Source organism: Collinsella sp. AM18-10 (assembly GCF_003471585.1).
GTDB lineage: Bacteria > Actinomycetota > Coriobacteriia > Coriobacteriales > Coriobacteriaceae > Collinsella.
Genome location: NZ_QRJO01000001.1, coordinates 128,497 through 150,949 on the forward strand (window position 1 = coordinate 128,497; position 22,453 = coordinate 150,949).

Annotated in this window: 19 protein-coding genes and 2 pseudogenes; 6 read left to right on the forward strand and 15 right to left on the reverse strand. The window is 58.8% G+C overall.

Annotation, left to right across the window (positions count from 1 at the left end):
• Position 1: 1 nt before the first annotated feature.
• Positions 2–409, forward strand: a pseudogene (locus tag DW211_RS10415) (AAA family ATPase); the annotation flags it as partial.
• Between the two features lie 156 nt (positions 410–565).
• On the forward strand, positions 566–1,300 hold the full coding sequence (locus tag DW211_RS10240; RefSeq protein ID WP_233540907.1) for an ATP-binding protein: 735 nt from the start codon (positions 566–568) through the stop codon (positions 1,298–1,300).
• Between the two features lie 85 nt (positions 1,301–1,385).
• On the opposite strand, the gene DW211_RS00545 is transcribed toward DW211_RS10240, so the two are convergent.
• From DW211_RS00545 to DW211_RS00555, 3 genes are all read right to left on the reverse strand, one after another.
• The gene (locus DW211_RS00545; RefSeq protein WP_118258604.1) at positions 1,386–2,468 is read right to left on the reverse strand and encodes an HNH endonuclease; all 1,083 of its coding nucleotides are present in this window, start codon (positions 2,466–2,468) and stop codon (positions 1,386–1,388) included.
• Positions 2,469–2,591: 123 nt separating this feature from the next.
• Positions 2,592–3,539: a hypothetical protein gene (locus tag DW211_RS00550; protein ID WP_117716597.1), complete on the reverse strand. Its 948-nt coding sequence runs from the start codon at positions 3,537–3,539 to the stop codon at positions 2,592–2,594.
• Positions 3,540–3,627: 88 nt separating this feature from the next.
• On the reverse strand, positions 3,628–4,425 hold the full coding sequence (locus DW211_RS00555) for a hypothetical protein (RefSeq protein ID WP_117629018.1): 798 nt from the start codon (positions 4,423–4,425) through the stop codon (positions 3,628–3,630).
• A 399-nt stretch (positions 4,426–4,824) separates the two neighbouring features.
• Here DW211_RS00555 and DW211_RS00560 point away from each other — a divergent pair, with 399 nt between their 5' ends.
• Positions 4,825–5,337 (forward strand): hypothetical protein, encoded by a 513-nt coding sequence (locus DW211_RS00560; RefSeq protein WP_118258605.1) that lies wholly within the window; start codon positions 4,825–4,827, stop codon positions 5,335–5,337.
• A gap of 48 nt (positions 5,338–5,385) precedes the next feature.
• On the opposite strand, the gene DW211_RS00565 is transcribed toward DW211_RS00560, so the two are convergent.
• The 8 genes and pseudogenes from DW211_RS00565 to DW211_RS00600 form a co-directional block, all read right to left on the reverse strand.
• Entirely contained in the window at positions 5,386–6,573 is a 1,188-nt protein-coding gene (locus DW211_RS00565) for a hypothetical protein (protein ID WP_118258607.1), read from the reverse strand.
• 5 nt (positions 6,574–6,578) lie between these two features.
• Positions 6,579–7,244, reverse strand: coding sequence for a PilZ domain-containing protein (locus DW211_RS00570; protein ID WP_158568456.1), 666 nt, complete (start codon positions 7,242–7,244; stop codon positions 6,579–6,581).
• Positions 7,245–7,819: 575 nt separating this feature from the next.
• Positions 7,820–8,596 carry a PTS system mannose/fructose/sorbose family transporter subunit IID gene (locus DW211_RS00575; RefSeq protein ID WP_233540908.1) on the reverse strand — a complete coding sequence of 259 codons (777 nt, stop codon included), beginning with the start codon at positions 8,594–8,596 and terminating at the stop codon, positions 7,820–7,822.
• Positions 8,597–8,663: 67 nt separating this feature from the next.
• Positions 8,664–8,825, reverse strand: a pseudogene (locus tag DW211_RS10245) (PTS sugar transporter subunit IIC); the annotation flags it as partial.
• Between the two features lie 81 nt (positions 8,826–8,906).
• The gene (locus tag DW211_RS00585; RefSeq protein ID WP_117640663.1) at positions 8,907–9,941 is read right to left on the reverse strand and encodes an SIS domain-containing protein; all 1,035 of its coding nucleotides are present in this window, start codon (positions 9,939–9,941) and stop codon (positions 8,907–8,909) included.
• 194 nt (positions 9,942–10,135) lie between these two features.
• Positions 10,136–10,609, reverse strand: a complete 474-nt coding sequence (locus tag DW211_RS00590; RefSeq protein ID WP_117634363.1) for a PTS sugar transporter subunit IIB — start codon at positions 10,607–10,609, stop codon at positions 10,136–10,138.
• Positions 10,610–10,680: 71 nt separating this feature from the next.
• The gene (locus DW211_RS00595; protein WP_117629024.1) at positions 10,681–11,100 is read right to left on the reverse strand and encodes a PTS sugar transporter subunit IIA; all 420 of its coding nucleotides are present in this window, start codon (positions 11,098–11,100) and stop codon (positions 10,681–10,683) included.
• A gap of 135 nt (positions 11,101–11,235) precedes the next feature.
• Positions 11,236–11,940 carry a GntR family transcriptional regulator gene (locus tag DW211_RS00600; RefSeq protein ID WP_117563729.1) on the reverse strand — a complete coding sequence of 235 codons (705 nt, stop codon included), beginning with the start codon at positions 11,938–11,940 and terminating at the stop codon, positions 11,236–11,238.
• 481 nt (positions 11,941–12,421) lie between these two features.
• Between DW211_RS00600 and DW211_RS00605 the strand changes: the two genes are divergently transcribed.
• Together DW211_RS00605 and DW211_RS00610 are read left to right on the forward strand one after the other, a co-directional pair.
• Positions 12,422–15,460: an insulinase family protein gene (locus DW211_RS00605; RefSeq protein ID WP_118258611.1), complete on the forward strand. Its 3,039-nt coding sequence runs from the start codon at positions 12,422–12,424 to the stop codon at positions 15,458–15,460.
• A 388-nt stretch (positions 15,461–15,848) separates the two neighbouring features.
• Positions 15,849–16,445, forward strand: a complete 597-nt coding sequence (locus DW211_RS00610) for a 5-formyltetrahydrofolate cyclo-ligase (protein ID WP_118258613.1) — start codon at positions 15,849–15,851, stop codon at positions 16,443–16,445.
• A 220-nt stretch (positions 16,446–16,665) separates the two neighbouring features.
• On the opposite strand, the gene DW211_RS10025 is transcribed toward DW211_RS00610, so the two are convergent.
• On the reverse strand, positions 16,666–17,628 hold the full coding sequence (locus DW211_RS10025; protein WP_147350999.1) for a hypothetical protein: 963 nt from the start codon (positions 17,626–17,628) through the stop codon (positions 16,666–16,668).
• A gap of 455 nt (positions 17,629–18,083) precedes the next feature.
• Positions 18,084–19,010 carry a homoserine O-succinyltransferase gene (metA, locus tag DW211_RS00620; RefSeq protein WP_118258616.1) on the reverse strand — a complete coding sequence of 309 codons (927 nt, stop codon included), beginning with the start codon at positions 19,008–19,010 and terminating at the stop codon, positions 18,084–18,086.
• A gap of 213 nt (positions 19,011–19,223) precedes the next feature.
• Here metA and DW211_RS00625 point away from each other — a divergent pair, with 213 nt between their 5' ends.
• A complete protein-coding gene (locus DW211_RS00625; RefSeq protein ID WP_118258617.1) occupies positions 19,224–20,201 on the forward strand; it encodes an L-lactate dehydrogenase in 978 nt (325 codons plus the stop codon).
• Between the two features lie 381 nt (positions 20,202–20,582).
• On the opposite strand, the gene DW211_RS00630 is transcribed toward DW211_RS00625, so the two are convergent.
• Positions 20,583–21,551: an SIS domain-containing protein gene (locus DW211_RS00630; RefSeq protein WP_118258619.1), complete on the reverse strand. Its 969-nt coding sequence runs from the start codon at positions 21,549–21,551 to the stop codon at positions 20,583–20,585.
• A 144-nt stretch (positions 21,552–21,695) separates the two neighbouring features.
• Positions 21,696–22,451, reverse strand: a complete 756-nt coding sequence (locus tag DW211_RS00635) for a GntR family transcriptional regulator (RefSeq protein WP_118258621.1) — start codon at positions 22,449–22,451, stop codon at positions 21,696–21,698.
• Between the last annotated feature and the right edge of the window lie 2 nt (positions 22,452–22,453).

The following is a 22,453-nucleotide window of genomic DNA, read 5'->3' on the forward strand; positions in this document are numbered from 1 at the left end:
CATGATTTCTTATGGTTCGGAGCAGCCCAAATCCTACCGTCCTCGCCTTTTGGACGAACGGTTGCAAACTCTGCTCCAGATATTTGGGGCTGTCGAGATTCGGGGCACCAAATGGTGTGGCAAATCATGGACAGCGCTTGCATTCGGCGAGAGTGTCATCCATCTTGACGACCCAAACGTAAAGTCGCTGGTCGAAGCCGATCCTTCGCTCGCCCTTCAGGGCAATAAGCCGCACGTCATCGACGAATGGCAGGAGACCCCCGCAACATGGGACGCCACACGCCGCGCCGTAGATGCATCCGGCGGCGAAAAGGGCCTCTATATCCTCACTGGATCATCAACGCCAGCAAAAAACTCTGTTACCCACAGCGGTGCCGGTCGCATAGCGCGTCTCGACATGAGCACCATGACGCTTTGGGAACGCGGACTTTCAACGGGGTCCGTTTCGCTGAAAAACCTATTCGAAGGATCATTCGAACCTTCCGCCTATACAGGATCGCTCCCGATGTTGGCCGACGCAATTTGTTGCGGGGGATGGCCGGCGCTTGTCGGAGCGAGCCCCCAGATGGCCGCAGAGGTCGTTAACCAGTATCTCGATGCCATGTACGAAGTCAGCGTTCCGCAAAAAGGAGGCGTGGGGTCTACGGCGCGACACATCGTGTCCTCGCTCGCGCGCAACGTTGCGACATCTGCCACGCTCAACACCATTGCGGCAGACGCCTCGTTGGGCGACAGCGATGCCCAGCCGGCAACTTCAACCGTGGCGTTTTACCTCGACATGTTGGAGAGCATGTATGCGATCATAAATCTGCCCGGCTGGGATGCGCCCGTCCGCGCCAAGTCTCGCCTGCGTACCAAGCCAAAACGTTATTTCGTCGACCCCTCCATTCCCGCTGCCGCACTCGGAATGAACCCCGAGAGGCTCCTTGCAGACGGCCAAACATTTGGCCTGCTTTTTGAGTCTCTGTGCATTCATGATCTAAGCGTCTACACCACATGCCTGCCCGGCTCGCACCCAGGCTCGCTCCACTACTATGGCGACTCCGACGGACTTGAGGTTGATGCCATCATCGAGCTGAACGATGGCCGCTGGGCAGCGATAGAAATCAAGCTCGGCGAATCCAAGGTAAGCGATGGAATCCGCAACATCGAGCGCCTGCGCCGCAAGGTCGCTCTGAACCCTGCAGCGCGCAACCCCCAGCCGGAGTTCTGCGCCGTCATCACCGCAACCTCGCCCTTCTGCCGCTACGACGCCGAGCACGATGTCTACGTGTTCCCCATTGGAGCGCTGCGGGCGTAGCGCACCGCATGTCAGACCACTTGATTTTGCGGCGCGGCGCGATCCGATCAATCGACATGATTGGGTTGCGACGGGCCGCACCTAACTAATACGGAGCAACGGCTTCCGCCCGACGTCGCGATTCCGAGAAATCGAACTCGGCTCGATGCGCCTCGAGGAATCGAGCGTTGGGTCGCAAGCGATGCTCGTCCGGCTCGCGCAGCACCGAGCCTGCAAACGTCGCATATTCCGTATGTCGCAGAAGGTACGACCCGCAAAGTTGATAGTCGCCGCGTACCAGCTCAAACGAAATCAGATGAGCGTCGAACAGCGAGTGCAGGTCGCGGCGCAGCAGGATACCGTTGCTGACAACCTGCGACTTGGGACCCGAGTAGTTCTCGATATGCGCAGCTTCGAGCGCTTCGTCGACATTGCAACCCGAGACGGCGCATCGACCGGTATAGGCCTCAAAGAGCTGCGTGCGGAAACGCTGCTGGCCGATTCGCTCGCGATGCAGCGCATAGCGAACCTTTTCATCGTCGCTCGCCGGAGCGCCGGAAAACTCCGCCGCAATCGGAGCGTCCTTCATGTAGCTCATATCGGGGAAGAAACGCGCGTCGGGTCCACCCTTGTGAACGGGGCCATGCAGCACAAACCAGCTGTTCTCCGGCTCGTAACGCTCAACGAACGCTAGGCCCAGCACCTTGTAGCCAGCGCTCGTTGCAAAGAACACGCCAACGGGAACGCCGCACTCCATGCAGTTGATCATCTTTTGGTTGTAGTCCTGGTCGCGCCAGTTTTCGACCGAAGCACTTTGCGACGAGTACTTGAGCACCCAGGTGCCATCCTCAAGATAGAGCGGCGGAACATCGGGGTAGGCGCCGCGCTTTGAGTTGTGCACCGAAAGGGCGAAGGTCTTCTCACGCGGATGCTTAACGCGCCGGCGACCAGGCCAAAAGATGCCCGAGTCGCGCGACACCGGAAAGAGTTCGGAATCAATCGTCAGACGAAAGGGATATTGAGGGCTATCGGCATTGGTGCGATGCGGGAGCTTGTCCCACAGGCCGCCACGCTGCTCCTCGCGCAAGAACCACTCCCAGGCCTGGACATATTCGGACGGCACAAAGCTGTAAGCACGGTCGAAACTCGGCCGAGCAATCAGCGGAACACTAGAAGCGATGCCGTCCATAAGGAACCTCCTGGAAGAACAGTTCCCCACATTATCGCCTATGCAATGATGGCGCCAAACGAAAAAGGGCCCACTTCCTTCGGAGCGGGCCCTTGACCATCTGCATTTAAGCGAGCGTCGGCATTACGACGTTGCAACACCGGCGAGCTTGACTGTCACATCGTATGTTGCAAGGTCCTCAGCTGCGGCGTTGTTAACGCAGTCAGCATCGGTTCCTTCCATCCAAATATAAATTCGGACCGCTATGCCATCATAGCCAACGCGACTTGCGATCTGGTGCGTACCGGCGTCAACCTGATAATCGTCTCCCACCTTGTTTGCAAGCCAGCCGGCGCAATTGTCTGCTTCAATATGTTGGTAGGAAGGCACTTGAGGTCCGCTAACCGCGTCCTTTACACAAGACCATCCAGCAATGGCGTTTTTATCGTTACCCTTCTCGGTAGTAGAAACTGCAGCGGGAGCGTACACGACCTTTAGAGTTTCATCACCGGTCGGGTTTCCATTAGCATCAATTGCCTGAGTAGTGATACCGACTCGTAAAGAATTCGGGATGGTATCGGTCGTTGGTGCCCCATGGGCGGTAACAACTACGGGCTCTCCGTCAGATCCTTCAAGATACACGTCGGCTATACCGGACTCTGTAATGGTATAAACAATAAACTCACTCTTGAGATAAGCGTAGTGGGTCTCGCCACCAGCCTCGTATTCGCCAGACTTGCCGCCTTGCTTAAAGTTAATCTGCGAGTAAGAGGATACTTTACCGTCGGATCCCCAGCCTTGGCAAACAAACCAGTTCTTAAGATCGTCTGTAGAAGACGGCGTTATCTTTCCGCCCTGTATTGCAGCCGCAAGCGACGTCTGTTCGCCGCCATGTTGGGCACCGTTTTTGAGTTCATCTATCTGAAGGATGAAACCATTCGTCGTTGCGCTGATGGTTGAAGATGTTGCCTTCACCGTGTTATTTGCGACATACCAAGCATAGGTAGCAGACGAAAGAGCAACGGCGGACATAAGCACCGCGCAGGCAGCGCCCATAAGCTGTTTTTTTAGCTCTTTTACGCTTTGGCTCATTCGATAGACCTATCTAGTAAAAATGCCGGGAGCCGACGGTTCGGCCCCCGGCATTCTGAAATCTCAAAAACGACGAAGTCAGCAATAGCTAGTTAGAAGCGCCCTTGTACTCCTTGGGCGTCGCCTCGAAGGTGATTGTCACGCCATTGTTGCCAGCATCGGCATTGATCTTATTAAGGTTGTTAGAATAGACGTTAGCGTCGTTACCATCGTAGTACAGGTAGACATCAATCTGAGTATCCTGATTGGACTTGATCACCGCATTATCGGAAGCAAGCAAATTGCTAGCCGACAGCGGTTTAGAGTCGCTAGACGAGCTGAGCTGAATGCCATTACCGCTCCAGACCTCCCACTTATTACCGCAAACAACGAGAACGCGAAGGGCATTGCCGAGGTTCATGTTTTCCGTCGTTGCGGGGTTAGTAACAGTCACACCCGTAATGTGCAGGTTCGTGAACTCGCCATCATAGGTACCGGTGCCAACATAAAACGTGTTTTTAACCGCGTAATTCGCCTTCACAGCTTTATCGGCAGTTCCGTCAGCAATCTCAAAATCGCTCCCGGTCTTCATCGTCGTGGCATTGGCCTTTTCCGCGTAAGCGGTCTTCCAAACGGCCTTGCCTTCCTTTTTTTCAATCATAGCAGGATAGAGACCAGTCGTCTGATCTGTCGAATAGCTGGTAGAACTAGTGGAATTCGTCGACGTCGTCGTCTTATCAATCACAAGGTATGCAGAGTTGGACTGAGCCGCAATGTTAGACGTCTGTGCTGTGACCTTGTTGTTGCTGACAAACCATGCGAACGTGGCAGAACCCAACGCTACGGCTGCTACCAGCACCATGGCGATGGCGGCGCCCATCTGCTTCTTTAATGCTTTGGTATCCATGCGGACCCCTTTCTTTCCCCATTCATCCCAGATGACCCTCGAGAAGCCCGGAAGGGGAGCCCGCGCTTTCGTGTTGGATGTTGCTTGCCCATCCTTTAGACATGGAGTTGAGAATACCATAATTCTTACGATTTCCTTATGAGTTTTCGGCAGCCTACATTCCGGCAGATTCATAGGTCCACCTCGGGTTATATGTGGTGCTATGTGAACACTATTCACCTTATTTGGTCGCACCCTCCCGTGCAGTCATAAGTCCCTCTTAAGACTTGTCACCGCAGCGCCGCACCAACGCATGCACACGCCCTCCATCGAGCTTCGCCCGAGCCTCTCCCCACTCGCTATACTGGTGCAGAACGTGTATTTTTGCCTGCTTAGCGGGCTATTTGTTGGGAGGGCCCCATGGCTGCCGCCACTCAACCCAAGGGAAGCGTTTCTGCCGGATCGATCAAGCCGGTGACGCGCAAAGCCGTTCGCTGCCAGCGCGAAGTCGCCTGGCTGGTCACGCAGGCGGCCGGCAAGCTCGTCGCCACCACCGATGACGTCAACGCCCCCACGCCCAGCTTTGTGCTGGCGGCGGCGTTGTCGTACACCCGCGAGCAGGAGCAGACTGCTCAGGACAACGGACGCGCGATTGACTACGAGTCCGTCATGGGCCCCGACCTTGCGAGTTTTTGTGCGGCCGAGGGGCTACCCACAGCACCCAACGCGCTTTCGGACGCGGGCTACATGTTCACCCTCTCGGGCGCGGACCTTATCCGCGACGTTTATGCCTACTGCGGTGACCTTGACGAATGCATGGGAGACGCGGCGCAGGTCAAGCCAGGCTACGCGATCAAACTCGCACTGCGGCTGTTCTTGCTGGATGCCGCCGGCGGCAACGCCGCCACCCCCAAAGACAACACTTGCGCATAGCAAAAGCGCCGGGCCGGAAAATCTTTCCCGGCCCGGCGCTTGTTCGTTCTACTTGTCGCCATCTTTCACGGGCGAGTTCTTTTGGTTGCGACGGTTGCTCCACGTCACGTTGTGCTCCTTGTAGTAATCGGGCGCCTCGTTGCCGCTCGCGCTAATGGGGTCGTTGCCGGTCAGGGTGTCGGCAATATCCTGCACGAACTTAATGAACAGGCTCGAATCGTCGGTCTCGGACGAATCAAAGTCAAAGCCAAACTCCACCGCGCCGCCGATGATCTTGTCCACGCACTCCGGGTCGTCGCCGTCCAGCCAAATGACCACGGTGTACTTGTCCACGTCGCCCACGCGGAAGTTCGCGTGGCTAATGGTCGTCACCACGTCTTTGGACGCAAACGGCTCGGTGTTGGGCTCGGGATTGCCGTCGGCCGCGGCAGCCGCGTAGGTGGTGGGTTTGCCGTTGCGATACACCCGCACGCGCGCCGCCTTCTCCACGCCCTTGCTGGCGCTGACCACCTTGAGCTTGGCGCTGTAGCCCAGGTCGGTCTTGCCGGCGTTGCGGATATAGAAGGTGTACGCCACGTAGTTCTTGCCGTTGTGACTGCCGTCGATATCGTCCAGGTTGTCGGGTAGGTCCTCGGCGGCGATATTGGTGCCGTTGTCCACGGCGTCAGCCGCCAGGCGCGCGGTGGCGTTGTTAAAGTCGCCGTTGTCGGCAATGGCCACGCCGCGGCGGAACAGCTCCAGGCGGTTGAGGTTGATGGTGAAGTTGCCCATGTTTTCCTGCATAAACGACAGGGCAAACAGCACGCCAAAGGCAAGCGCCAGCACCACGAGGGCCTTTTGCAGCTTGTCCATGCGCAGCAGCGCCGCGCCGATGCGCTCCATGCGGCGCTTGGGCATGTACATGGACACGACCGCGTCGGGGTCGATGTCGTCGAAGTCCTGGTCGGCCAGCGCCTGCTCCAGCTCCTCGATGCGCACCACGCCGCGCAGGTCGCGTTTGGGCTTGCGTTTGGGCTTGGGCTTGCCGAAGCGCTTGCGGGAGGCGGGGGGCTGGTCGGGCGCGGAGTCCTCGCCGGGCGCGTCCTCGACATTGGCGCCGGGCACGTCCTGCGGCGTGCCCTTGGGCTGGCGCTCAGTCTGGCCATCGGTCACGTCCTCGGCCTGGCCCTCGACGAAATTCTCGGTCAAATCCTCGGCAGCTTGATCTTTGTTGTCGTTACGCTTGAACAGAGCCATGGCGATCAGATCTTATATTTCGTGCGAATGTAGCCGACGTATTCTTTGACGAGCTCGCGCTCCACGTCGTCGGCGTAGCGGAACTGCAGGCCGCAGACGTTGCGGTACAGGCTGCCCTTGGGCGCGCGGCGCACCCAGCACACGATGCCCAGCTGCTCGGGCAGCTCGTGACGCTCGCCCTGCAGGCGGATCGTGGGCATTTGCACGGACAGGGCCTCGCCCACGTCGGGATAATCGTTGAGGTAGACGGCCAGGCCGCCAGCCGAGACGTCGATGGTCATGGCGTCCTCGGGCTCGGGGGTCGGCGCGTTGTCGCGCTGGTAGGTCAGGCGCATGGCGACCTTAAAACGCTCGTCGCGGCGCTTAACGAAGGTGCGCTGCTCGGCGACTTTGCGCATTTTCCAGTAGGTGCGGATGCCCTTTTTCTCGACTGACTCGGGGTAGCCGGCGAGCACGAACGTTTCCTCGCCCACTTTGTATTGCAGCAGCAGCTTTTGGTTTTCGTCCATGAGCAGCGGCTTGCCGGCGAGCATGGGCGCGCTCATAAGAAAGTACGCGTCGTCCAGGTTCTCTTTGTACGTGGCGAGCATGTTGAAGTCGGTTTTTTGGCCCATGGGCACGTCGAATGCCGCCTGAAGCTTGGTCCCCGGCGTTATCTGTTGCTCTGCCATGTTGTCTCCCCCAGTCGCGGGCGCCGATATCATCGTCGTGCGCGATGCACATTGGGCTATTGTACCTGCTTTGCTGGAGGTTTCGATGTGCAGCGCGTGAAATGGCGGGATGCAGGGCGCGGGTGAACGTGCAGCTGCTCCGCGCGCGGCATCAATCTGACAGCGATGCATGTTCCCGACAGACCGTCTGTCTGTCTATCTCTCAGCTATCTCTCGTAATTATCTCTCGTCTCTCATTTATCTCTCAGCTTAGAGATGAGTGAGAGATGAGAGACAAAAATGCCGTTATCGGTTCAATCAAATCACGTTCGCACAGGTAAACACATGTATACGGGAACTTTGACTCGATCCCCTAGCCACCTTGCAGCATTGTTATCTCTCATATTTATCTCTCGTCTTTCTGTTATCTCTCGTATTAGTGACGAATGAGAGATGAGAGATGCGTGAGTGATGGACGAGTGTGATTTTTTGGACGGTCGGAAAATCCCTCAAATAAAAAACGGGGCCGGCCTTACGCCGAGCCCCGTTTTCAAACGGTCAGTTAGTTATCCAACGCGCGAGCATAGCAGTCAACATTACGCCGCCGCGAACACTCCCAAGCCCGTTCCGATGATGCAGATTGCGAAGATGCCCAAGATGATCCAAATGGTCTTGACGCCCTTTTTATAGAGGGCAACGCAAGCGAACGTTGCCAGCAAGGGCAGCAGACCGGGGAAGATCGAATCGAACAGATCCTGCAGGACAATCTCCGAACCACCCACGTCAAAGGTCAAAGCCGTGGACAGCGAGACCTGTGCCGCAATCATGGCGCCGATAACGGTCATTCCGAGAACACCGGCAGCATGCGTCATGCGAGACATAAGGTTGCTCTCTTCGGACTGCTGCAAAAACTTGGTTCCCAAGTCGTAACCCAGATGGGCGGCGACGATACGCGTTGCAAAGTTAATCACGGAGTAGATGAGCGCGTACACGATGGGGCCGAGCGGGTTGCCCGTCGAAGCGATGCCAATACCAATGCCGGCGGCAACCACGCGGAACGTACCCCAGTAGAACGAATCGCCGATGCCGGAAAGCGGTCCCATAAGGCCGACCTTCATGGCGTTAATCGAGGACGTGTCGAAGTTCTTATCGGCAGCCGCCTGCTCTTCCATCGAAACCGTTAGGCCGGCTACAAACGGAAGCACATGAGGCGTGATGTTAAAGAACTCGGTATGGCGATCGAGCGCCGCATAGTAATCGTCGTCGTTGGGATAGATCTTTCGCAGGGGCTTCTGAATGGTGTACATGAAGCCCATTGCCATCATCTTGTCGTACGACTGCGAGCACTGGCTCGTAAACTGGCGAAGGAACATGCTCCGATACATATACCTCGGGAGGAACCGCCGCGCCGACCATGATGGCGCCCATGAACATGGACTCCAAAGCAGCGCCGACGATAACGCCCTGCTGGACATCGCCAAGGATCAAGCCGACAAACAGGCTCGTAAACAGCGGACGACCAAGCATCGTAATGCCAAATAATTGCTCGTCCATGGACGCAATAAATGCGACCAGTGCAACTAGAAGATACTGGACAACCATTTCGATCAACCCCAGAAATAGGTCTGCAGGCGAGGCATTCTGCGCAGCTCGCCTGCAGACAACCGCAGCAATTTGAGAGGATTAGTAGTTCATCTGGTGATAGTAACGACGCGTGGTGAGCGGGTGGTTACGGACGTGCTCGAGATGGCAGCTCAGACGCTCGGTGATGGTGTAGGTGACCATCGGGGAGACGATCTTGCGGAACTCGGGGTCGCTGAACGGCAGCTCGACCTCGGCGGTGTCAAACTTGTTCACGCGGACGTTGACGCCCTTCTCGTCGGCGAGCATGTGAGTGAAGTTGTCCACGCGGTCCATGAGCTTACGGGTGTCGTCCTCGCCGTAGAGCATGATGAGGCTCGTGCCTTCCTCGCACAGCTCGATGGTGCCGTGGAAGAACTCGGCGGCGTGGATGGACTTGGTCTTGATCCACTGCATCTCCTCGAGGATGCACATGGCGTAGTCGTAGGCCTCGCCCCAGAGCATGCCGGAGCCGATCACCATGTGGTAATCGGTGTCCTTGAAGTCCTCGGCCATGGCGGCGCAGCGCTCGTCCTGAGCGTCCTTGGCCTTGATGAGGTACGGAGCGATGTTGCCGAACTCTTCCATGAAGGTGTCGTACTTGGGGAAGGCGCCGGCGTTCTTGAGGAAGCGGGCGACCAGCGTGATCTGGTAGGTGTAGATGGCCTCGCACAGAACGTCGTCCTCGGCGAAGCTGAAGAACTTGTAGTCGGCGTACTCGGTGGCCGGGGTGTTGTCGTTGGAGACATACATCAGCGTGCGGGCGCCCTGCTCCTGGCAGAACTTGGCAGCCTCAATGATCTCGGGGGTGGTGCCGGTACGGGTGGAGAAGACGCAGACAGAATCCTTGTTGAAGGTCTTGGGCGGGCAGGCGAGGAACTCTGCGGCGATCTCGCAGTGGACGTCGACGTCGGCCGTGGTGGTCTCGACCCAATACTTCATCGGGAGCGTGTGGGCCCAGGTGCCGCCGCAGCCGATGAAGAAGATGTTGGAATAACCCTGCTCGCAGACCTCGTCCACGGCAGCCTCAATCTGAGGACGGAGAGCGAGGGCATCGCTCACAACCTTCTCGTAACGAGGCTCATCGAAATTGAACATCCCTTACTCCTAACTCACTTGGATGAACCCTTCATTCATCCCATGACGTTATAATACTTTATATAACTAACTATGCAAGAACTATTTCAGATTTTTTTGATTTTTCTTTAATAAAAAGCCCGCCGATCAAATGATCGACGGGCATAGGCATAGAGCATTGGTTCAATAAATGCCGAGCATCAACGTGTTTCCGGCTAGAAAACGTCCTTGGCAAACACCTTAGCGTCATTGGGGACCTGACGGATTTCGATGGCCACGCCATCGCCCAGGAGCTCTTGGATATGCTCGGCATCTTTCTCGGTCGCAAAGATCGCAGGGGTCGGATGAAGCGTGGTCTCAGGGGTCTTTCGGGTTCCGCCCAGATTGATCTCTTTGATGTCTTTGCAACCCTTAGCGAGACGATAGACATCTTCAATCGTCTCAGTGATGATAAACAGCGAATACTTGTCGGTAACGCCGCTGTTGAGCGCCTCGATAGCAGCGTCAACATCCTTGATGACGAGTTTAACGCCGTTGGGGCGGGCGAGCCTCAAGGCCGCCTTCCTCATGTCGTCTTTTGCCACAGCATCGCTGGCAAGCAAGATGCAATCTACATCCAAAGCGTGAGTCCAGGACATGGCAACTTGGCCGTGAATCAGTCGGTAATCAACTCTCGTAAGCTTAATCATCGTTATCATCTCCGCACGTGATAAAGGGAATGACAGGTGTGGCCCCTAGCTAGGGCTCGAACCAAAACTAACTAGAACTCTTCTTCCTCGGCGCCGGCAAGCATGTCCGCCGCCTCGCAAAGCTGAATAAACGAACGCGATCCCTCGACCGCGGCTTTGGCCTTGTCCGCATCCAGGGAGTCCAGCTGTGTAACCATTTCCACCAGCAGCGGCAAGTTCATTCCAGCGATTAACGTAAACGATCCGTCGGTCTGCCTCTGAATGAATTCGTTGTTTACAGAGCCGCCAAAGATGTCAGTCACGACAAACCAAGAGTCGGCAGGGTCCCTCGTCTCCATCCATGCATCAATCAACGCCGCGACGTCCCTTGAATCGTCATCGACATAGGCGCACAGGCACTCGATTCGGTCGTTGGTGCCCATCAGAATCTCCAGAGAGCTTTTCATGCCTTGGGCGAGATAACCATGACTCGCTAGCAATATCTTATTCATAGTTCTCCAATACCAATAGGACGTACTATATTGTCATAACAAAGTATATTAGCAATCTACCCTACGTGGTGTGTCTATTTTCCAAATCCGCGAACGGTAACAATTGGTCGGTAAATCGACCAATCTATCGCTAATTTACAAATAGAACTTCAGTCGCTCGGTGCAGTACACCTGACGGGAGATGAAAAGCGGCTCGCCACTTGGGGCATAACGTCTATCGACAAACAGAAGCAGCGAAGAGTCCAGCTCCACGTTAAGGTATGCCGCCTCGAGCTCGCTCGCATAGCAGACCTCGAGCGTACGCGTGTTGGGACCCATCTTGATCCCCTGGCGATCGAGTACCGCCATCAGCGAATCATCGAGGGACTCATGCTCCAAAAAAGAAAGCGCAGCGGAATAGCTATTGGTTTCCAGCATCGTGGGCTTGCCATCCACAAGGCGCAGACGACGGCTACGCAATACCTTTTGGGTATCGTCTACGCCCAGGAACTTCGCGTCTCGCAGACTTGGGAAGTCCCAGCCCATTTCGAGAACCCTGGTAGACGCCTGTTTGCCCGCAAGCTGGCACGAATGGGTAAAGCTCTCACGGTCGTCCGCGGCATACATCTGCGTGTCCGACGAAACGAACGTGCCCTTGCCGCGGGCCCTCTCAACAAGCCCAGCATCTTCCATTTCTTTAATTGCGGAGCGAACCGTTATTCGGCTCACGCCAAATTGCTCGATAAGCTCCGCCTCGGTCGGAAGCTTATCTCCCGGGCGGTACGTGCCGTTGGCGATTGAATCAGAAAGCGCACGAACAATCTGTTTGTACAGGGGGATAACGCTATTTGCCTCAACCATATCAACCATACCTTTACAAGGAATCAGCAGCCTATAGATAAATGACTTATATTGTATTAGAACTTTTTAGCACTCCACGCCATTTCCTATAATGTTTTAGCAAACGAGGGGTTATTTTGCGTAAGCGGTGTAGAGTCCATCCATTTCCGCATACAGCTTCAATCTGATGGCGGTATATGCATCCGATAAGCCGATTGATTTTTATCTTCTACCTGTCTCACATTCATCCCTCGTCGTAGAGATGAATGTGAGGTGAGAGATACGTACTTGACGCGCGAGCGTGGATATTTGGACGGTTTTTGGGCTTTTGGCGGCCGATTTCGTCCGAAAATCCACGCTCATGCGGCAGACGTCCGAATTTCCACGCTCGTGTGCCAGAAAATCCACGCTCATCCGGCAGATTGGTCGAAGGCCCCATATGGGTATACTCTCGGGGATTCGACTCGATTCGCCCCCGTTGGGGCGCCAAAGGAGACTGCATATGCCCACTACCTCAACCGACCCGCGCGCCGCTGCCGCCACGCTGCTGGTGCCCGGTACCACCTGCCATGGTTTTGCCGTCGAGCGCTGCGAGACCGTGCCCGAGCTCGACTCGGACGCTTACGTGCTGCGCCATACCACCTCGGGCGCTCGCCTGCTGCACCTGGCGTGCAACGACGAAAACAAGGCCTTTGCCATTGGCTTTAAGACGCCGCCGGCCGATTCCACTGGCGTGTTCCATATTCTTGAGCACTCGGTGCTGTGCGGATCGGCCAAGTTTCCCGTCAAGGAGCCATTTGTCGATCTGATCAAGAGCTCCATGCAAACGTTCCTCAACGCCATGACCTACCCCGACAAGACCATCTACCCCGTTGCCACCACCAACGAGCAGGACCTGTACAACCTGATGGACGTGTATCTGGACGCGGTGTTCAACCCGGCCATCTACACCAAGCCCACCATTTTTGAGCAGGAGGGCTGGCACTACGAGCTGGACCTGCCGGAGGGCGTCGAGGGCGAGGGCGGCGACAGCTCCGCGAGCCTGCGCGAGGGCACGCTGCGCTATAACGGCGTGGTGTTCAACGAGATGAAGGGCGCGCTGTCCGACCCCATGAGCGTGCTGGACGACGCCGTCAACGCCGCGCTCTATCCCGATACCGCCTATGCGCATGAGAGCGGCGGCGACCCGCGCGCGATTCCCGCGCTCACCTACGAGCAGTTCCTGGATACGCACGCGCGCCACTACAATCCTTCCAACTCTTATATAACGCTCTACGGCGACCTAGATGTGGACCGCGCGCTGGCGTTTTTGGACGAGCGTTATCTGTCGCAGCCGAGTGCCGCGAGCCGCCGCATGGACGCTGCCGTTGCCGCCGGTGAGGACCCGTCCACGCTGGCACCCAATCCGCTGGGCGTGCAGGCACCCGTGACCTGCGAGTACAAGCGAGTCGAGATGGCCACCACGCCCGAGAACGCCCTGGTAGGCCTGGGCCTGGTGCTGGGATCAGCGCTCGACCGCAAGCGCACGATCGCGGCGGACATCCTGTTCGAAGCGCTACTGGGCTCCAACGAAGCGCCGGTTAAGAAGGCCATTCTGGCCGCCGGCCTGGGCGGCAACGTAGTGAGCTACACCGCGGCCGAGAGCCTGCAGCCCTACGAGCTCATCATGCTGCAAAACGCGCAGCCCGGCGTGGCGCGCGAGCTGCGCCGCGTGTTCCAGGACGCCTGCCGCGACCTGTGCGAGCACGGCGTTCCGCGCGAGCGCCTGGAGGCCATCATCAGCAGCAACGAATACGACCTGCGCCAGCGCGACTACGGTATCGCCGACGGCGTGGCCATTGCGTGCGACGCGCTGAGCACCTGGCTCTACAATGACGACGCCGCGACGCTGGCGCTCAAGTACGGCCCGGTGTACGAGGAGCTGCGCGACGACCTGGACGGCAGCTACTTTGAGGACCTGCTGCGCGAGCTGGTGCTGGAAAACGACCACATGGCACTGGTCGAGCTGGTGCCGGTGGACGCCGCCGAGGGCGCAGAGGGTGCCGAGGCCGCCGAGCTGGCAGCCAAGCGCGATGCCATGACCGATACCGAGCTGGCCGACGTGGTCGAGCGCACGGCCGCGCTGCGTGCCGCGCAGGAGGCCGAGGACACGCCCGAGGACAAGGCCACGCTGCCGCGCCTGCGCGTGTCCGACATTGGCGAGGCGCGCCCCGAGCCGCCGCTGGTCGTGGACACGACCGCGCCCATCCCCTGCCTGCGCCACGGCATCCCCACCAACCGCCTGGCCTACGCCATGCAGTATTTCGACCTGAGCGGCGTCGCATTTGAGGACCTGCCCTATGTGACGCTGCTCTGCCGCCTGCTCAAACAGCTGCCCACGAGCGAGCACTCGGCCGAGGAACTCGACAATCTGCTCGCCGGCAAGCTGGGCTTTTTGAGCTTTACGACCGAGGTCATGACGCAGCCCGACGTGGACGGCGTGCGCCCCTATCTGCTGGTGAGCGCCGGAGCCCTGTCCGAGAAGATCGATGCGCTGGCGAGCCTGCCGCGCGAGGTGTGGTCGGGCACGCTTTTGCTCGATGCTGACGCCGACCGCGTGCGCGACGTGCTCACGCAGATTCGCATTGGGCTTGAACAGGGCTTTATCAACAACGGCCACTCGGCGGCGCTCGGTCGCGCGATGAGCTACAGCTCGCCTTCGGCCGTGGTGCGCGAACAGCTTTCGGGCGTAGACTTCTATCTGTTCCTGCGCGATCTGCTCGAGCACTTTGACGAGCGTCTGGACGGTCTGCGCGCCAAGCTTGCCGCGCTGGCAGACCGCATCTTTGTGGCCGATGGTTGCATGGCGAGCTTTACCGGCAGCGACGAGGACTTTGACGCGTACTGGGCCGCCGCGGGCGACCTGGGGCTTGGCGCGGGCGACGGCGCTGCCAGCGGCACGCTCGTGGTACCGGAGCCGCGCGACCGTCACGAGGCTTTCGTTATCCCCAGCGACATCTGCTTTGCGGCAAGCGCGTGCGACCCGCGTCGCTTGGGGCTCGACGTGACGGGCGCCTGGGCGGTTGCCGCCAACGCGCTCTCCTACGACTACCTGTGGAACGAGATCCGCGTGAAGGGCGGTGCGTACGGCTGCGGATTCCGCGCGGCCGGCGAGCGTCAGACGGCGTTCTACACCTACCGCGACCCGGCGGTCGATCCTTCGATTGAGCGCGTGGCGCGCGCAGGCGAATGGCTCGGCAGCTTTGAGCCCGACGAGGCCGCCTTTGAGGGATTTATCGTGAGCTGCGTGAGCGGCATGGACGCGCCGGTGAAGCCCTACGCGCTCACCAAGCGCCGCAACACGACCTACCTGGCCGGGCTCGATCCGCACGCCCGCGAGGAGCGCCGCGCCCAGATGCTCGCCGCCACGCCCGGTGAGCTGCGCTCGCTCGGCACCGACGTGACGCGCATTGCGGCCGAGTCGCCCACCTGCGTCTTTGGCGGCCGCGACGTCATCGCCAAGAGCAACGCCGGCTTCAACGTAGTCGACCTGCTGGGCTAACGCACAAAGGTAGATTTTTAGGACATGCCTGAAAATCTACCTTTTCTTTTGCCGTTGCCTGGGCGGGGCAGCTCAGCCCGTCCCACCAGTTTGTCTAAATCTGTAACATCTAGGCGGCAATATCGGCTCCAGATGTTACAAATCGAGACGTTCCGGATGATGCCGGCCCTTTGTCTCAATCTGTAACATCTAGATCCGATTTTGCCGAGCTACTGTTACAGATCGAGACAAACCGCCGCAAACACCCGCTCTTCGTCAAAACCACTACGAAGGTCTCCATGAACTGCCCCCCTTGCGATGATTTGTGTGGTGGTTTGGGTGTTTGCCCAGATAAAACCTGCCAAAATAAACCTGTCCCTTTTTGGTAGGTTTGGGAGAGGGGGCTGGAATGGATAAGGCTGAGTTGCGGCGGGCGGTGATTGCTCGGCGCGATGCTCTTGATTTGGACTTGCGGGCAGCGAAGTCTGCTGATATCTGTGCACGGCTGGTTGAGCTGCTGGGCCGCTTGGATGCCGCGGCGCCGCGCACCGTTGCCGTCTATGCCGCGATGGGTTCCGAGGCAGACCCTGCCGCGTTTGCCGCTGCGGCCGCCGCGCGCGGCTGGCGCGCAGCCTATCCGTGCATGCTCTCGGCAGCCGAAGCCGCAGCTTGTGGCCAGCGTATGTGCATGCGGGCAGTTGCCGCCGACGATGCGTCCGCGGCTCCGTTTATCACTCATCCCACGCGAGCCTTCGCTGCCGCGGACATCGGCAGCAACCGCTTCCCCATCGTGCCTGCCGAAGCACTCGACATGATTGTTGTGCCGCTCGTGGCCTTCGACCAAACCGGCGCGCGCCTGGGCTACGGCGGCGGCTGCTACGACCGCTACCTGCCCATGCTCTCGCCCGCATGTCAAATCATCGGCATCGCCTTTGACGAACAGCGCGTCGACCACATCCCCACCGACGCCCACGACCTGCCGCTACCCCACATCATCAGCGCCTAACGGCTGGCACGCTGCACCCCACAAAAATGAGCGTGGACAATTTCCCACTTTGGGCCTGTTCGGGGGCAAAAAACGGGAGATTATCCACGCTCATTATTCAAACGTCCGATAATCCACGCTCGTGTGTCCGAAAATCCACGCTCAACCAAATCACGTCTAAATTCCCACGCTCATCCGTCCGGATTTCCACGCTCGTGCAGCCTAACACCCTGTAACCGTCTCAGCAGGCACGCGGCACGCCGGCAACCTTGAGCTTGCGATCGAGCTTTGTCGGATCCCTTAGGTCATCCCAGCACAAGCGCACAATCTTGCAGTTATCGAGCATCGAAAGCCTCGACTCGCGCTGGCGCTCGTCAAATTGCGCCTTTGCGAGCTTGCCCTCCTCCGCCGCCTTCTCGCTTTTAACGAATCCGTCGAACTCCCCAATAATCAACCGGTCACCCACACGCCACAAATAGTCAACGCGATACGGCCTTCCCGGCTCAACCGGATCGAACAGCTCAACTTGCAGCTCCGGAACCTGCCAGCCGCGCTCGATCATCAGCGCACGCGCCTTGGACTCGCCGCCGTTTTCCGACAAGCCGTCGGCACACCGCGCGACCCTGCGCGCCGTCACAACACCGCGACGATTCAAGCCAAGCCTGTCGACCGTCTCAACAAGATGCTCCTTCGACAAAAGCTGCTCATGGAGCGCCGAGTCCGCAATGATCAGCCCTTCGACAAACGATGCATCGACCAGGCAATCCGCAATCGTTTGATCGATATCGGTCACGGCAATATCCATCTCGCTGGCCCGTGTCCGATAAGCATACCGATGGCGAACGACTTGAGAGCCTGGCGTCGTCGATTGCGCCGGCATCGCGGCGATATGGATGTGCGTCAAATTGGCATGCGAAACCGAAAGGCCATAGACAACGGCCGCCGTATAGGAGCAAAACGTCCAGTCGGGGTGCTTTTGCGCAAGCGCCCGCACCCGATGCAGATAACGCTGCCGAAACTTGAGCTCGGACCAGTATTCCGGACGCGCATACAGCCCTGGCATGACCACCTTGAGACTTCCCGCCGCCACCCGCCGTTCAATCTGCTTTGCCTCCGCCGTCGTGCGCGCGTACACGCAGCTCATCTGCTGCTCGCATGCTTCAATGTGACTTGTGAGTCTTTGATTCGCCGTCATGTTTGCCATGTCGCCCCCAAACTCTTGGAACGGCGCAAACGTACCAGACGGTTTCATGCGAAGTCTGACCAAATGCTGTCCAGATGCTGACCAAATGCCTGACGGTTTTGGATGTTTTAGGCCAATGGCTTATATCTGCAGGTAGAACGGTTGTCGAGAGGTCCCTGTCTCCACATTTTGAGCCTCAAAAGCCACCGACTTCATTGAAAGAAAATATGCTGTGGCTCGAAACTACCTAGTTTGCGATGTAGTCCGCATGTACTCAACGTGTGATGATGCCGACGGTACGGCAGCTGCAGAAAAAATGAGCGTGGAAAATCTCCCGCTTTGAGACCCCTTGTGAGCCAAAAACGGGAGATTATCCACGCTCACGTTGCAAACGTCCGATTATCCACGCTCGTGTGTCCGGATTTCCACGCTCGTCACGCGGCGGCCACGGCGGCAGTCACGGCCACGGCCGCGACCTAGTGCTCCTCGCCGGCGCGAGCCAGGTCGTAGGGCGTGGTCTGGTAGACGTAGTAGTTGAGCCAGTTGGTGTAGAACAGCTGAGCCTGGCTGCGCCAGACGTTACGCGGCTCGGCGGTGGGGTCGTCGCCCGGGAAGTAATGCGCTGGAACCTCTGGATTAAGCCCGCGCTTCACGTCGCGCTCGTACTCCAGGCGCAACGTGTCGGTATCGTACTCGGGGTGGCCAAAGACAAAGAAGCGACGGCTGTCGGTCGACTTGGCGATGTACAGGCCCACCTCGTCGGACACGGCCACGACCTCAAGCTGCGGCTCGGCCTCCACGTCCTCGCGGCGCACATCGGTGTTGCGCGAATGCACGGCATAGAAACGGTCGTCGAAGCCGCGGACCAGCGGGCTTTGCGGCTTCACTAGATAATGCTCGAACACGCCGCTCGCCTTTGCCGGCAGGTCGTACTTCTGAATACCGTAGTGGTGATACAGGCCCGCCTGTGCGCCCCAACAAATATGCAACGTAGAGTGCACGTGCGTGGTGGACCAATCCATGATCTGGCAGAGCTCGGGCCAGTAGTCGACCTCCTCGAACGGCATCTGCTCCACCGGCGCGCCCGTGATGATCAGGCCGTCGTAGTGGATGTCGCGGATGTCGTCGAACGTGCGGTAAAACGTCTCCAGGTGGCCGGCGCTCACGTGCGTGGCCTCGTGCGTTTTGGTGCGCAGCAGGTCCACCTCCACCTGCAGCGGCGTGTTGGAGAGCTTGCGCATGATCTGCGTCTCGGTGGCGATCTTGGTGGGCATGAGGTTGAGGATGAGCACGCGCAGCGGACGGATGTCCTGGTGCAGCGCGCGGTACTCGGTCATGACAAAGATGTTCTCGCTCTCGAGCTGCGCGGCGGCAGGGAGGGCGTCGGGGATGCGAATGGGCATGGATGCTCCTTACGAGTCAGTTGCAGCTATGGTACAACGAGCGGCCCCATCCGCGCGAGCACATCGCTCAGCGATGCCGTCAGCGGCCCGAATCACTCCAAAAATAGAGATTAAGGTATGTCCCAAAAAATCTACGGCGCTTTAGTCTAGCAAAGTGGTAGCAGGACGCTACAATGGTTCGACGCGAAAAACTCGGCCGAAAGGATACATATAATGTACCAGACGCGTAAGATCGGTGTGGTCGGCCAGGGCCACGTAGGAGCACATGTCGCCAACAGCCTGCTCATGCAGGGCATTGCCGATGAGCTGTACCTGTGCGATATCAACGAGGCCAAGGTGACGTCCGAGGTCCAGGACCTGCGCGACTCCCTTTCGTTTGTCCCGTACAACACCAAGATCGTCAACTGCTACGACCACTACGAGGAGCTGGCCTGCTGCGACGTCATCGTCAACGCCGCCGGCAAGGTCGCGCTGGCCGCCGGTAACCGCGACGGCGAGCTGTTCTTTACCACCGACGCCGCGCGCACCTTTGCCAAGCGCATTGTCGACGCCGGCTTCGACGGCATCTTCGTGAGCATCTCCAACCCCTGCGACGTCGTGTGCACCGAGCTGTGGCACCTGACCGGCTACGATCCCAAGAAGATCATCGGCTCGGGCTGCGGCCTGGACTCCGCCCGCCTGCGCACCGAGATCTCCAAGAAGGTCGGCGTGAGCCCCAAGTCCATCGACGCCTACATGATCGGCGAGCACGGCTTTAGCCAGCTTGCCGCCTTTAAGGCCGCAACCATCGCCGGCAAAAACCTCAACGAGCTTCAGGCCGAGAACCCCGACAAGTACGCCTTTGACCACATGGAGGTCGAGGAGCTCGCGCGTAAGGGCGGCTATGTGACCTACCAGGGCAAGCAGTGCACCGAATACGCCGTCGCCAACTCCGCCGCGCGCGTCTGCGCCGCCGTGCTGCACAACGAGCACGCCGTGCTTTCGGCATCTACGCTTATGACCGGCCAGTATGGCGAGGAGGGTATCTTTACCTCCCTGCCGTGCGTGATCGGTGCCGAGGGCGTCGAGGAGGTCTACACGCTCGATCTGTCCGAGTACGAGCTCGAGGGCTTCCACAAGAGCTGCCAGCACATTCGCGACAACATCGCCCAGCTCGACTGGTGGGACGCCGAAGGCGTTGTCGGCAAGTAGGCCGCCAGCTGACGCAACACTTCGCGCATACAGACGCAATGCAGAACGGGCCGCGCCGGGAATCCCCGGGCGGCCCGCTTTTTTGGTCCCTGCAGCACGCTTACAAATTTAGGTCTAATACTTTTCCCCAGAAGTGAACGAGCCAAATCGGACCCCCGAAGCATCGACACTTTTAAGGCACTATTTCCTGCGGTTTCGTCGAGATTATCCTGCGGTTTTGGCGCCAAAAAGTGTGGATGCTCCGGGGGTCCAAAATAGGTCGTTCACTTCTGGGGAAAAGTATTTGACCTCGTTTTCCGACAGCTGGGGCGGGGCGACAAAGCGCAAACGGGGCCCTCGTTTGACGAGGGCCCCATCGCTAAAGGTCGCTTTCCAGGTTGTTTAGTACTGTTCGATGCCCATGTAGCGACGAACCTCGGGGCTGTGGTCGAAGACCTTGCCGCGGGCGGCGCGCAGTTCGCAGCTCATCGCGTAGAAGAAGATCGGCTCCAGGAACGAACGCACGCTGGCAGGCACCTCGCCCACGCCGTACTCGAGCGCATCGAGCACCATGACCGTATCGGTATGCGTATTGAGGAACGCGAGCGCACGCTCCTCCATGGGGCGGCATTCGCCCGATCCGAGCTGTACAAAGTAGAACACGCCGGGCTCGGTGGCTTCGAACGGGCCGTGGAAGTACTCGCCGGAGTGGATATAGCAGCAGTGCTGCCACTGCATCTCCATGAGCGAGCAGATGGCCATGGCGTAGGTCTGACTAAAGTTGGGGCCGGACCCCAGGATATAGAAGAACTTGTGCTGCTGGCAGAGCTCGGCAAAGCGGGCGCCCAGCTCGGCGTTGACCTTCTCGCGGGCGGCGGGCAGCAGCACATCCATCTGCTTGAGGCCCTCGTACATGTCGGCGAGCGCCTCGTAGCCTTCCTGCTGGTCGAGCAGCTCGGCAGCCATCAGAACGCCGATGCCCTGCGGGACCTCGGCCTGCGGCACGCCTTCGCCCCACGGATAGACCCAGGTGGTCCACTTGCCGTTGTCGATCTTGGAGCCCGCGTAGTCGGTCATAGTCACGACCTCGGCGCCGGCGGCGAGCGCCATCTCGCAGGCATCGACAACCTCCTGCGTATTGCCGCTGTGGCTGCAGGCGACGACGAGCGACTTCGGCCCTAGGCTCTTGGGGGCCATCAGGCAAAACTCGCGTGCCGTGTAGACCGTCGAGGCAAACGTGGTGGCCTCGCGCTTGAGCAGCTCGTTAGCCGGCATCAGGTCGATCATCGAACCGCCGCAGGCGATCCAAAAGACGTTCTCGATCTTACCCTTGCGCTCGATAATTTCCTGAATCAGATCGTGTGCGTTCACGGTGACGCTCCTCCTTGTGTGGCGGCTTTGAACGACGGCAGCTCGTACCTGCGGTCGTTCTATGTTGTCCTATTTATAACACGTGTAATAACGCCCGTGAAGTCATCCCGGCAAATTTGTTCTATGTTGTTCTATCTGTGGACGTTAGATGTCGAACACGTAGCGCGAGCCCACGATTTTTTGGCGCCCGAGCAGCAGGGGGCGCTCGTCTGCATCGGTAAAATACGCCTCCATATAAAAGAGAGGCTCGCCGACCGGCACCTCCAGCAGCGGGGCCACCTGGGCATCGGCAAGCGCGATCTCCACGGTACAGGGGTCGGACTTGAGCGGCGCGCGGCCCGAATGCTCGGCAACGAGCGCAAAGATCGAGTTATCGGCGAGGTCCTTATCGGCCAGCGTCTGCAGATAGGGATGGTCAGCCAGCACAAAGGCGTTGTTCTCGAGCATGACGGGCACGCCGTCGGCTGTGCGCACGCGCTCGACCACGATAAGCTCACTGCCGGGCTCCACGTCAAAAAACGCCGCGTCCTCGCGCGTCGCCGCAACCACCGTGCGCGACACCAGGCGCGCTCCGGCCACCATATCGTTGGCAGCACAACCCTCAGTAAAACTCTGGACGTCACCCTTCTGGCGAATCTTGCGCTTGAGCTTGGGCGCGCACACAAACGTGCCCCTCCCCTGCTGGCGGCTGAGATACCCCGCGCGCGACAGCTCCTCGATGGCGCGGCGCACGGTGATGCGTCCCACGCCGTAGGACTTCGCGAGCTCCATCTCGGAAGGAATACGCGAGCCGGCCGCGTACACGCCGCGCGCGATCTCGCCCTTTAGGTCGTCCATAACCTGCTGGTACAGCGGCACGGCGGATACTTCAGTGCGGTCGGTTTTATCGTCGAATGCCATCG